Annotated in this window: 10 protein-coding genes; 4 read left to right on the top strand and 6 right to left on the bottom strand. The window is 70.3% G+C overall.

Translation table 11 applies throughout. The features are described 5' to 3' along the window. Positions 1 to 58: 58 nt before the first annotated feature. Complete coding sequence (locus JAO81_RS40610; RefSeq protein WP_165329802.1) at positions 59 to 538, bottom strand: hypothetical protein; 480 nt, start codon at positions 536 to 538, stop codon at positions 59 to 61. Between the two features lie 333 nt (positions 539 to 871). Here JAO81_RS40610 and JAO81_RS40605 point away from each other — a divergent pair, with 333 nt between their 5' ends. After that, positions 872 to 1,528 (top strand): class F sortase, encoded by a 657-nt coding sequence (locus JAO81_RS40605; RefSeq protein ID WP_199553034.1) that lies wholly within the window; start codon positions 872 to 874, stop codon positions 1,526 to 1,528. A gap of 72 nt (positions 1,529 to 1,600) precedes the next feature. Here the strand turns inward: JAO81_RS40605 and JAO81_RS40600 are convergent, their stop codons facing one another. Beyond that, a complete protein-coding gene (locus tag JAO81_RS40600) occupies positions 1,601 to 2,434 on the bottom strand; it encodes a polysaccharide deacetylase family protein (protein ID WP_199553033.1) in 834 nt (277 codons plus the stop codon). Positions 2,435 to 2,529: 95 nt separating this feature from the next. Next, a complete protein-coding gene (gene lysX / locus JAO81_RS40595; protein ID WP_199553032.1) occupies positions 2,530 to 5,862 on the bottom strand; it encodes a bifunctional lysylphosphatidylglycerol synthetase/lysine--tRNA ligase LysX in 3,333 nt (1,110 codons plus the stop codon). A gap of 147 nt (positions 5,863 to 6,009) precedes the next feature. On the opposite strand from lysX, the gene JAO81_RS40590 reads away from it, so the two are divergent. Then, a complete protein-coding gene (locus tag JAO81_RS40590; RefSeq protein WP_233416614.1) occupies positions 6,010 to 6,414 on the top strand; it encodes a universal stress protein in 405 nt (134 codons plus the stop codon). A gap of 14 nt (positions 6,415 to 6,428) precedes the next feature. On the opposite strand, the gene JAO81_RS40585 is transcribed toward JAO81_RS40590, so the two are convergent. Further along, the gene (locus JAO81_RS40585) at positions 6,429 to 7,583 is read right to left on the bottom strand and encodes a hypothetical protein (RefSeq protein WP_199553030.1); all 1,155 of its coding nucleotides are present in this window, start codon (positions 7,581 to 7,583) and stop codon (positions 6,429 to 6,431) included. A 198-nt stretch (positions 7,584 to 7,781) separates the two neighbouring features. Beyond that, positions 7,782 to 8,987, bottom strand: coding sequence for a CapA family protein (locus tag JAO81_RS40580; RefSeq protein ID WP_199553029.1), 1,206 nt, complete (start codon positions 8,985 to 8,987; stop codon positions 7,782 to 7,784). Between the two features lie 383 nt (positions 8,988 to 9,370). On the opposite strand from JAO81_RS40580, the gene JAO81_RS40575 reads away from it, so the two are divergent. Together JAO81_RS40575 and JAO81_RS40570 are read left to right on the top strand one after the other, a co-directional pair. Further along, a complete protein-coding gene (locus JAO81_RS40575) occupies positions 9,371 to 9,913 on the top strand; it encodes a sigma-70 family RNA polymerase sigma factor (protein ID WP_199553036.1) in 543 nt (180 codons plus the stop codon). Between the two features lie 339 nt (positions 9,914 to 10,252). After that, a complete protein-coding gene (locus JAO81_RS40570; protein ID WP_199553035.1) occupies positions 10,253 to 10,696 on the top strand; it encodes a hypothetical protein in 444 nt (147 codons plus the stop codon). Between the two features lie 23 nt (positions 10,697 to 10,719). Here JAO81_RS40570 and JAO81_RS40565 read toward each other — a convergent pair. Next, positions 10,720 to 11,296: sensor histidine kinase (locus tag JAO81_RS40565; RefSeq protein WP_233416613.1), on the bottom strand; the 577-nt coding region annotated here is incomplete at its 5' end.

Raw genomic sequence — 11,296 nt, 5'->3', positions numbered from 1 at the left:
CAGCACTTCGCCCCCGGGATCGTCGAGATCCCGGGGGCGAAGTGCGTGTGTACGGGCGTCAGGCCTTGGACTCGCCCCGGCGCCGCAGCCAGAACATCCCGCCGCCGGCCACCGCGGCCGCCACCAGGCCGGTGCCGATGGCGATGTCGGTGGAGGTGGCGCCGCTGGTGACGGAGCCGCCGGTGCCACCGTGGGCGGGACCGACCACGGTCAGTGCCAGATCCTTGGTCACCGACTGGCCGCCGCAGGTTGCGGTGACGGAGTGGTGGCCGAAGCTGGCGTGCGAGTAGATCGTCGGGTTGGCGTGACCGCCGCCACCCGTTCCGTTCAGGTGCGTCTGGGGAAACGCGGTCGAGGTGATGGTGCCGCCGCTGCCGCATTCATGGGCGTTGACCGTCACCGCTACCTGGGAACCACGGGCCGGGTGGGTGGGGCTGACGCTGATGACACTCCCGTCCCAGGCGCTTGCCGTCGGTGCTGCGAGCCCGAGAAACGCACCGGCGACGCCCAGGGCCGCCAGGGCACGAGTTGTACGCATGTGGACCTCCGCGAAAGACGCCCCGGGGAACCTTCCCCGGTCAATCGGCGAGAGCGCCTTTCAGATCAGACCCTCGAACGCCCTGCGCAGGCCCGCATTTCGGGGCTGGTCCGTACCGGTGAGCGACACGCCGGGCGTAATTCCGTATGCCGGATATCACCGCAGGTCACAGACCGTCAGAAATGGTTTGGGCAAGTCGACTCGGATGGCTCAGGCACGGCCGTATCGCCACCCGTTCGGTGCCGACCGATCGCCTCCCGTACGCAATCCACTTAGCGTTTCTTGCATGCGCGAACGGCGTGGGACAACTGCCGCGTCGAGAGGGGACTGTGAATGGATTCGGCACATGGTGCACAGGAGGAGGAGCCGCAGAAGAAGCGGGCTCCGTGGGGTGTCATAGCGCTTGTTCTGCTCACCGGTCTCGCACTGATCCGGAACGGCTCGGGCGAATTCGCCGTGGGCCCTCCGCAGCCGGCGTCGGCCGCGGAGCGGGTGACGGCGGGTGAACCGCGTGCCGCCGGTGTGCAGGCGCTGCCGTTCTCGATCGCGGAGCGGATCAGGATCGACCAGATCCAGGTGAACGCACCGATCCAGCCTGTGGGTCTGGACGCGGACGGCTGGGTGGACGCCCCGCCGCCCGAAGACCCCAACCTGGCGGGCTGGTTCACGGGTGCGGTCTCGCCCGGCGAGAACGGCACGTCCGTGATCGTCGGCCATGTCGACAACAATCAGGGGCCCGCGGTGTTCTACGGGCTCGGTTCCCTGAAAAAGGGAAACCATGTGGAAGTGAGCCGCAGGGACGGCAAGACGGCCGTTTTCGAGGTGTACGGCGTCGAGGTGTTCTCGAAGGCCAATTTCCCCGGCGGAAAGGTGTACAACGCCACGGGCTCCCCGGAGCTGAGAGTCATCACCTGCGGTGGCGGATTCACCAAGAAGGACGGCTACGACGGGAATGTCGTGGTCTTCGCCCGCCTGGTCGAGACGCGCTGAAAGCAGCGGCGCCGATCAGGCGGGCGCAAGCCCGGAAAGAGAGCCGCCCGATGAGGCGGGCTCTTTCGGGAATTACGTGATTCTGCGCTGCGGAAGCCCGAAGCGATAGCCGTCCGCAAGCAGGCGCGGCAGATAGATCCGCAGCGCCTCCACGCTCTGCCAACGGTTGCCGCCCGCATCGTGGTTGAGGATGACCACCCCGGAACCGGCACCGCGCAGCACGTTGTCGACGACCTTGCGGGTACCGGGCTCGGTCCAGTCGAGCGAGTCGGTGGTCCACGCGAGGGGCTCCATGCCGAGACCCGCGCCGATCTCGAACGCGTCCCGGTTCCACGCCCCGTACGGCGCGCGGAACCACAGCGGGGCCTCGCCCACCGTCCGCTGGACGACCTCACTGGTGGACTCGATCTCACGCCGTACCCCGGAGCGCCGCAGCCGCAGCAACTGCGGGTGTGTCCAGGTGTGGTTGCCGATGAGATGGCCGTCGTCGACCATCTCGCGCAGCAGATCGGGCGACGCCGCGGCCATCTCGCCGCAGACGAAGAACATCGCACGCACGTGGTGCTGCCGCAGGGTGCGCAGGATGTGCGGGGTGAAGCGGGGGTCGGGTCCGTCGTCGAAGGTGAGCACCATCGTGCGGTTGCGGCTGGCCAGGCGAAGGATCGGCTTGGACCGCACGGGAGCGGATGCCGGCAGCGAACGCGCGGGACCGTAGCCCGCGATGGGCCTCAGCCGGTACGTGGCCGGCTTCTGCGGACGACGCAGAGCGGGAGCGCCGCCCGCCGGTGCGGGAGCGGGCGGTGCGGACCGGGTGGTGCCGAGGCAGCCGGCGGTCGTGGCGAGGGTGGCGAGGGCGGCGCCGCGCAGCAGCGCACGGCGCCCCGGAAGCAGTTCTTCCTTTTTCATGACTAATGCGTCGCACGGCCGAAGGCTCCCGGACCTCATCAACACGGGGGCCGGTCGAGAAGCACCTGTTGGAACCGCCAGAAGTGGCGCGGACGTCAGCGGCGTCGTACAAGGGGGAACGGCAGCGTCTCGCGGATCGTCAGGCCCGTGAGGAACATGACGAGCCGGTCCACGCCGATGCCCAGACCGCCGGTCGGCGGCATCGCGTATTCGAGGGCGTCGAGGAAGTCCTCGTCGAGCTCCATCGCCTCCGGGTCGCCGCCGGCCGCGAGCAGCGACTGGGCCGTCAGGCGGCGGCGCTGCTCGACCGGGTCGGTCAACTCCGAGTAGGCGGTGCCCAGTTCGGTGCCGAAGGCGACCAGGTCCCAGCGTTCCGCGAGCCGGGGGTCGGTGCGGTGCTGACGGGTGAGCGGCGAGACATCGGTCGGGAAGTCCTTGTAGAAGGTCGGCAGCTTGGTCTTCTCCTCGACCAGGCGCTCGTACATCTCCAGGACCACGTCCCCGCGCCCCATCTCCGCGGTGTACGGGACACCGCTCCTGTCGCAGAGCCGGTGCAGCTCGGGCGGACCGGTGTCGGCGGTGACCTCTTCGCCGAGCGCCTCGGAGATCGCCCCGTACACCGTCTTGACCGGCCAGAGCCCGGAGATGTCGTGCTCGACGAGCTTGCCGCTCTCGTCGGCCTTGCGGGCGACAGGGGAGCCGAACGCGGCGGTCGCTGCGCCCTGGATCAGTTCGCGGGTGAGGTCGAGCATCACGTCGTAGTCGGCGAAGGCCTGGTAGGCCTCCAGCATCGTGAACTCGGGGTTGTGCTTGTACGACACGCCCTCGTTGCGGAACGTGCGGCCCATCTCGAAGACCTTCTCCAGACCGCCCACGCACAGCCGCTTGAGATACAGCTCGGGGGCGATACGGAGGTAGAGGTCGAGGTCGTAGGCGTTGATGTGGGTGGTGAACGGGCGGGCGTTGGCACCGCCGTGGATCTGCTGCAGCATCGGCGTCTCGACCTCGAGGTAGCCGCGCTCCAGAAGGCCCTGGCGCAGCGCCTGTACGGCGGTGGAGCGGGCCCGTACGACGTCGCGGGCCTCCGGGTTGGCGACCAGGTCCACATAGCGGCGGCGGACCTTGGCCTCGGGGTCGGACAGACCGCGGCGCTTGTCCGGCAGCGGGCGCAGGCATTTGCCGGTGAGCTGCCAGCCGGTGACGAACACGGACAGCTCGCCCTTGTCCGTGACGCCGATCTCGCCCGAAGCGGTGATGTGGTCGCCGATGTCGGTGGCGCGGGTGAAGGAGTCGAGGACCTCCTGGTGTTCGTGGGTGAACACCAGCTGGAGGTCACCGGACCAGTCCCGCAGATCCGCGAAGGCGACCCCGCCGAAGTCACGGATCAGCATGACGCGGCCCGCGACGGTGGTCTGCTCTCCGGTGCGCGCGCCCGGTGCCGGTGCGGGGTGGGCGGTGCGGATCTCGGCCAGCGTGTGGGTGCGCGGGGCGATACCGACGGGGTACGGGTCGATGCCCTCGTCCTGGAGCCGCTCGAGTTTGCGGTGGCGGATCCGGACCTGTTCGGGCATGCCCGCCAGCGGGTCGGCAGTCCCCGACGCGGCGCCGCCCAGGCCGAGTTCGTCGATGGCGGGCAGGCCCGCGGTGGTCGCCGGCCGGTCGAACTTGGCGGGGGTACGGCCCTTGCCCCACAGGGTGCCCAGACTCGGTACGGCGACGAAGCCCTCGGCGATGCCGGAGGCCAGGGAGACCCGGGCCAGCGATCCGGCGTCCCCGTAGCAGATGAAGCGCGGGTACCAGTCGGGGTCGTACTTCGCGTTCGAGCGGTAGAGCGCCTCGAGCTGGAACCACTTGGAGAAGAACAGCAGCAGCTTGCGCCAGAGCCTGAGGACGGGTCCCGCGCCGATCCGGGCACCTTCCTCGAACACGGAGCGGAAGACCGCGAAGTTCAGGGAGATACGGCGAACGCCCAGCTTGCCGACGGTGGCGCAGAGTTCGGCGACCATGAACTCCATGACGCCGTTGGGGGCGCTGCGGTCGCGGCGCATCAGGTCGAGCGAGATGCCGTCCTTGCCCCAGGGCACGAAGGACAGCAGCGCGAGGAGTTTGCCGTCGGCGTCCATGCACTGCACCAGGAGGCAGTCGCCGTCCTGGTGATCGCCCAGCCTGTCGAGCGCCATGGAGAAGCCGCGTTCGGTCTCGGTGTCGCGCCAGGCGTCGGCGCGGTTGATGATCTGCTTCATCTCGGCGTCGGTGAGCATGGAGTGACGGCGGATACGGCAGGTGGCACCGGTGCGCCGGACGCGGTTGACGGCCTGGCGCGTGACGCGCATGTCGCGGCCGTCGAGGTCGAACTTCTGCACGTACAGGATCGCCTCGTCACCGAGCTGCAGCGCACCCATCCCGTGCCGCGCGAAGGCTTTCGCTCCCTCCTCGGACGCGCCCATGACGGCGGGCGCCCAGGCGTAGCGACGGGCGATCTCCAGCCAGGCCTCGATCGCCTGGTCCCAGGCGCCCGGGTCGCCGACGGGGTCACCGCTGGCCAGACAGACACCGGCCTCCACACGGTAGGTGACGGCCGCCTTGCCACTCGGGGCGAAGACGACGGCCTTGTCGCGGCGGGTGGCGAAGTAGCCGAGCGAGTCGTTCTCTCCGTACGCGCCGAGCAGCGCCCTGATCCGCGCCTCCTCATCCCCGTGCAGCGCCGCTTCGAGCCGCTGGGAACGGAACAGGGTGAAGGCGGCGTTCAGGAGCGCCAGTGCGCCGAACAGGCCGAGGAAGAAGTACAGCGGCCGCGGGGGCGTGCCGTGGAACTGCTGGCCGGAGACCAGACCGCCGAGCACCCGGTTGGCCGCCCACGGGAAGCGGTGGCCGCGCTCCAGCGTGCCGGGGAACAGCTCGACCAGTCCCCAGCCGGCCAGGATCGCTAGCGCGAGGCCGCCGGCCAGGACCCCGAGGGCGCGCAGGAACTGACCGCGTCGGGTCTGGCCGTAGAACTCCCGGTGGGCGAGGACCAGGATCACCAGGGCGATGCCGCAGACGATCGCCGAGGGGAGTACCTCTTTCCACTCCCCCTGCGCGATCAGGATGCCGTCCGCGATCAGGAGCAGTCCCAGATACCCCACGACCAGGCGCCACGCGATGGTCTTGCGGGAGGCGCAGGCCGCGGCGAGCAGCGTCAGGAACAGGGCGTACGCGAGGTTGGCGCTGACCGGGACCGTGGCGTGGTCGAGGGCCTGGGTGACGGGGCGGGCGAGTCGGCGCAGCGGGGCGATGACCGCGAGAACGCCGCAGTAGAGCCCGAGCAGGCCGAAGAAGGTCGCGAAGATATCGGGGACCTTGCTCAGGAACGGCGACGTGCCTGGTCCGAGCCGGTCCGCATCGTGCGTCTGGCCCTTGGGTATCGCGGCTTCCACGCTGGCGCTCATGGACCGACTCTAAGAAGAGCCACGCGCGCCCGCCCGTCGGGAAGGGCCCGGCGGGTCACACACCGCGCCGGCTGAGCTAGCCTCACGGCTGTGAGCGAAGAGCAGGCGACCCAGTTCGAACGCGGTACGGACGGCCCCAAGGTGATCATGGTCGGGGTCGACGGCTCCGATACCTCACTGCGCGCCGCCGCCTATGCGGGCGGCCTCGCACGGCGGCAGAACGCGCTGCTCGCCGTGGTCTACGTGCAGCCCGTGATGGCCGCCGGCGCCGCGCTCGGCGCGCCCGTCGGAGAGGTCACGGACGAGATCGCCGAAGGGCTGATCGCGGAGATCAGGGACGCCACCGAGCGGGTGAAGGACATCTTCTCGGTGCGGTGGGAGTTCCACACGTTCCGTGGGGACCCCTACAACGGCCTGGTCAGCGCCGCCGACGACCTCAAGGCGGACGCCGTGATCGTGGGCGCATCCGAGCAGGCCGGGCACCGGATCGTCGGGTCGGTGGCGGTACGGCTCGTCAAGGCGGGGCGCTGGCCCGTCACCGTGGTGCCGTAGCCCGCTCGGGGGCATCACGGAGTGGGAGGCCCTGGGTGCTCGCGTGCCAGGTGCCGGGCGGCGGACGTGATCAGGCTTTCCAAGGCGGACGGGTCGACCTGTTCGTCTTGCGCGATCATTGTCAGCACCAGACTCAGATCGGTCTGGGCAGCACCTTCGGGGAACGCACGGAAGAGGGCGTCGTAGGGCCTGGGCCCCGGGTCGCCGGGCCCGGGGCGATAGTCGAGACGATCGAGAGCCCTGTGCGCGAGCTCCGCCGGCATGCTCGCGAGGGCGAACAGGATCGTGTCACCGTAGAAGCCGGTCAGGGCCCTGATGACGAACCTGTGGCCGTCGTCGAATCGCGCGCGATGCTCGGCGATGGCCTTCTCCAGTACGCCGACCACGCGGGTCAGGTCCGCGATCGTGCCCGACAGCCTGCGGCGGGCGGCGTCGAACGGACCGGCCACCGACTGGCGCTGCTCCTCGAGCGAGGGCAGCGCGGGCGCCCGCAGCGTGCCGTCGGTCAGGGCTCGCTCCGCGTCGATGGCGATGCGCTCCGGGACCGGCAGCGCGCTGCGCAGCGTCGCGTAGGCGGCCCGGTCGGCGGCCGTGAGCGTGGCGGCGAACTCGGGCAACAGGAGCCGCTGCACGGCCGCGACGGCCGCGTCTCCCCGCCGCACGAGCTCCTTGGCCGGCAGGGCCGCGAGCGTGACGCCGTCCGTCTTGCCGGTGCGCAGGTCCTCCAACGTCGGGGCGCGGCCCGTCAGTTCGGTCGCGTCGGCCTCGGCGGTCTCGAGAATCGCCGCGAGGCTCCGTCCCGCGGACGTGGCCGGCACAAGAGAGGCGACGAGATCCCGTGTCTCCCGGCTGAGCTGATCCGCCTCCTGCCCGCTCAGCGGGGGCTCGTTGCCCAGCAGCGAGGTCACGACCTGTCCGGCCAGCTCGGCCCGGCGGCCTTGGGCCTGCGGGCGGAAGGGCTCGCCGCGCCGCTGGGCGTAGCGCCGCAGTTCCTCGGCCCACCACCTGCGTCGCGCGTTGTCCGCGATGGCGGCCAGTTCCTTCTCGCGCGCCTGCGCGTCGTCCCACCGCATGCGGTGGGCACGCTCGCTCTCGTCGATCCACCGGTCCACGGCCTCCTGCGCGATACGGCGCAGCTGCTCCTCACTCGCCGGCGTCGGCACGGTCATGATTCCTCCCCTGACACCCCACGGGTGGCCGGGCACACGGCGCGATGGCCGCGGTGCAACCTGCCGCGCCCGGCCGGTGTGCGGAGTGTCCCACCGGGCCGGCCACGCGGTAATCCTCGCAATGGGGGGTTGCGCTCATGAAGAAGCGGGCCGTACCCGGATGTCCGGGTACGGCCCGCCGTCCAGTGGGGGAAGAGGTCAACTCCCCATCTTCAGGCCGTACTTGGCGGCGCCCCGGCTGAGCGTGACACGGCGAATACGGTCCCGTACGTCCGTGTAGTCGGCGCCGCGCTTGATCGCGGCGTTCAGGTTCACCACCCGGCCGTCGCCCGTGTCGAACCACTGCGGGATGAACTCCGCCTCGGACACCTCCCACCGGCCGCCGGGCTGCTTCGGCGGTACGAAGGTGAAGCGGCCGATCGTGCCCTGGTTGCCGCGCGGGTCGGAGGACCCGGAGTAGTTGATCATGTCGCCGGCGATCTGGTCGCCCATGCCGTAGATCACCCAGGTGCCGTTGACCTTCTCGTACGGCTGCGGAACGTGTGCGTGCGTACCGATGATGAGGTCGATGTCCGGGCGGCCGCCGGTCTTCGAGGCGGTCAGGCGCTTGGCGAGGCGGAGTTGGCGGCCGTCGGGCTCGTCCTGCCACTCGGTGCCCCAGTGCGGGCTCACCACGACCACATCGGCGCCGGCCCTGCGTGCGGCGCGGACGTCCGCGATCATCTTCTTCTCGTCGATCAGATTGAGCGCCCAGGGCTGCCCCTTGGGGAGCGGATAGCCGTTGGTGCCGTAGCTGTACGCGAGATGGGCGACCTTCGCGCCGCCGGCCCGCAGGATCGTGGGCCGCTTGGCCTCGGCCGCGCTGCGGGCCGAACCCGCGTGCCTGACCCCCGCCTTGTCCAGGGCGTCGAGGGTGCGGCGGATGCCCGCGGCGCCCGCGTCGAGGGTGTGGTTGGAGGCGGTGGAGCAGGAGTCGTAACCGGTCGCGCCCAGCGCGGCGGCGACCTGGGGCGGGGACTTGAACGCCGGGTAGCCGGTGTAGTCGCCGTCGGCCCCGTACACGGTCTCCATATGACAGATGGCCAGGTCCGCCTTGGAGATCACCGGCTTCACACCGAGCAGCATCGGGCGGAAGTCGTACCCGTCGCCGCCGGCGTCGGCATTCGCCTGGCGGATGATCGACGCGTGCGGCAGGACGTCGCCCGAGGCCGCCAGGGTGAATCCCCTGGCGGGAGCGGGAGCGGGACCGCCGGCGGCGGACGGGGCGGGCGGCTTCCTCGAGGACTCGGGCCCCGGCGCGGAGGCGGGGTGCTCGGTGCCGCAGCCCGCGACGGCGGCCGTCAGCAGCGCGGCGAGCGCCGCACGTGCGGTGTGTGCACGGAATGAACCAGTGCGTTCAGTCATCGACCGTGGCTTTCCTTGAGTGGTGGACGAGCCGGCGGAGAGCGATCGCGATCTCCGTACATGAATCCATCCGGGGTGTAACGGGAAGTCAAGGAGCTTTGCCGCGTGCATGACGAATATGGAACTACTTGGAGGAACCGAAACCAATCACCCGATTCCGGAACGCCCGCTTCATCTCGGCCGCCCGGCCTCCTCGGGCGACCGTTCGCCGCGCCGTTCGTCGCACCGCTCGTCGCACCGCTCGACCTGCACGGGAACCGTTCGGCGCACCGCTCGGCCGTCCGTTCGACTGCCGCCGCACGGGCGCTCCGCACGCTCACGCGTCGCGGTTACGTTCACGGCGACGCGGCGACCTACCGGAGGAGTCAACGGTGACCACCGCCATGGAGCACCCCACCCGCACCCCCGAGCAGGAACTGGCCGAATTGCAGGAAGCCCATGGACGCGCCCTGTTCGGGTTTCTGCTCGGTCTGACCTACGGCGACCGGCAGCGCGCGGAGGATCTGGTCCAGGAGACCCTGGTGCGCGCGTGGCAGCACCCCGAGGCGCTGCGCAGCGATCACGACTCGATGCGGCCGTGGCTGTTCACCGTCGGCCGGCGTCTCGCGATCGACGCACGCAGGGCCCGCAAGGCCCGGCCCACCGAAGTCGGCGCGGAGAGCATAGAACTCGCACCACCCGTGGGCGTCATAGGTGACGGGCACGAGGAACGGTCGGTGACGGCGCTCGACGTCCGCGAGGCGCTCACCACGCTGCGCCGCGAACACCGTGACGTCCTCGTGCAGCTCTACTACCGCGGGCACTCGGTGACGGAGGCCGCGCAGGCGCTGGGCATTCCGGCGGGAACCGTCAAGTCCCGTTCGCACTACGCGCTTCGGCGGCTCAAGACCGTCCTGCCGGGATACGGCGCGGGGCCGCTGCACTGACACCCCGGGCGTGAGCAGCCTCACCCCCTGAACCTCCGGATCATGGCGAAGTCCGCTCCCTCACCGCCCTTAGTGTGAGGCGAGAACCAGGTGCGCCAGGCCCCTTGTGCACCGCTCGCACCACAGGGCTCGTGACGTCCCTTCCGTCTGCCGACGGAGAGGTCGATTTCGAAACCACTGTGTCCAGTTGAGTAAAGCTGGACCCACGTGCGTGCCCGACGGTGAAGGCTGCCCTTCGGGGCTCGAAGGGGTCCCACAGGGGGCAGAGAAAGGGAGTAGGTGGATCGGTTGCTGCCCGACAGGAGAAACGGCAGGGGTACCGGCGAGCTGGCCGTGCCGATGGCATGGCTGTACGCGGAGTACATCGCCGACGAACTGCTGCGCACCGGGGACCTCGTCCCGTCGAGCACCCTCGAGTACCGGGCCGGCCGGCAGACCCTCGCGCTCACGATCTACCTGTCCGACCAGGCGGACGAGCTCTCCGGTATCCGGGTGGTGTCCCAGCTCGACGAGTGGCTCTCCTTGACGGCGTACGGCCATCCCTGGCAGGAGTGGGTGCGCGAGCGGATGGAGCGCCGCGTGGCCGAAGGCGGCGGGCCCGATCTGGCTCTGGCGACGGAGACCTGGGAGTGGCTGCAGCGCACCGAGCTGCTCGCGGCCGATCTGGACTCGTCGCTGCAGTGGCACCGCGCCGGGATCGAGGTCGACGAGGACGACCAGGTGTGGACGCCGGCCTGGGAACTGGGGCTGCCGCTCGGGCACTTGGCGATCCATCTGTTCTGACGACCACGGCACCGCCCGCGGACTCAGCGGCCGGAGTGCACCCCGGCCCGGTACTTGGGAACCCGTACCGTGATCTTCATCCCGGCGCCGAGTCCGGTCTCGATGACGAGGCCGTAGTCGTCCCCGTACACCTGGCGCAGCCGCTCGTCGACATTGGACAGACCGACCCCGTTCGACCCGGCGCCCGGCGGCGGTTGCTCGCCCGCGAGGATCCGGCGGAGCAGCGCGGGGTCCATGCCGACTCCGTCGTCCTCGATGACGACGAGGGCCTCGGCGCCCTCGTCCTGCGCGGAGATGGAGATACGGCACTTGTCGCGCGAGTCCTCGAGGCCGTGCTTGACGGCGTTCTCGACCAGCGGCTGCAGACACAGGAACGGCATGGTGACCGGAAGGACCTCGGGAGCGACTTGAAGCGTCACCTGGAGGCGGTCACCGAAACGCGCGCCGGCCAGGGCCAGATACTGCTCGATGGAGCGCAGTTCGTCGGCGAGTGTGGTGAAGTCGCCGTGCCGCCGGAACGAGTAGCGGGTGAAGTCGGGGGACGCCCGAAGGGGGGGGCGGGGCCCCCCCCGGTCGCGGTGGGGGGGCGGGGCGGGCGCG

The organism is Streptomyces sp. N35, from assembly GCF_016464295.1.
Lineage (GTDB): Bacteria > Actinomycetota > Actinomycetes > Streptomycetales > Streptomycetaceae > Streptomyces.
Note: the sequence above shows the minus strand (reverse complement) of the source record. Positions and strands in the feature narration are given on the sequence as shown.

Bases quoted from the DNA above. Each gene is read 5' to 3' on its own strand.
- JAO81_RS40590 (WP_233416614.1), top strand. From the start codon at position 6,010: ATGGTCGGGGTCGACGGCTCCGATACCTCACTGCGCGCCGCCGCCTAT.
- lysX (WP_199553032.1), bottom strand. From the start codon at position 5,862: ATGAGCGCCAGCGTGGAAGCCGCGATACCCAAGGGCCAGACGCACGAT.
- JAO81_RS40570 (WP_199553035.1), top strand. From the start codon at position 10,253: ATGGCATGGCTGTACGCGGAGTACATCGCCGACGAACTGCTGCGCACC.
- JAO81_RS40605 (WP_199553034.1), top strand. From the start codon at position 872: ATGGATTCGGCACATGGTGCACAGGAGGAGGAGCCGCAGAAGAAGCGG.
- JAO81_RS40575 (WP_199553036.1), top strand. From the start codon at position 9,371: ATGGAGCACCCCACCCGCACCCCCGAGCAGGAACTGGCCGAATTGCAG.
- JAO81_RS40585 (WP_199553030.1), bottom strand. From the start codon at position 7,583: ATGACCGTGCCGACGCCGGCGAGTGAGGAGCAGCTGCGCCGTATCGCG.
- JAO81_RS40580 (WP_199553029.1), bottom strand. From the start codon at position 8,987: ATGACTGAACGCACTGGTTCATTCCGTGCACACACCGCACGTGCGGCG.
- JAO81_RS40610 (WP_165329802.1), bottom strand. From the start codon at position 538: ATGCGTACAACTCGTGCCCTGGCGGCCCTGGGCGTCGCCGGTGCGTTT.
- JAO81_RS40600 (WP_199553033.1), bottom strand. From the start codon at position 2,434: ATGAAAAAGGAAGAACTGCTTCCGGGGCGCCGTGCGCTGCTGCGCGGC.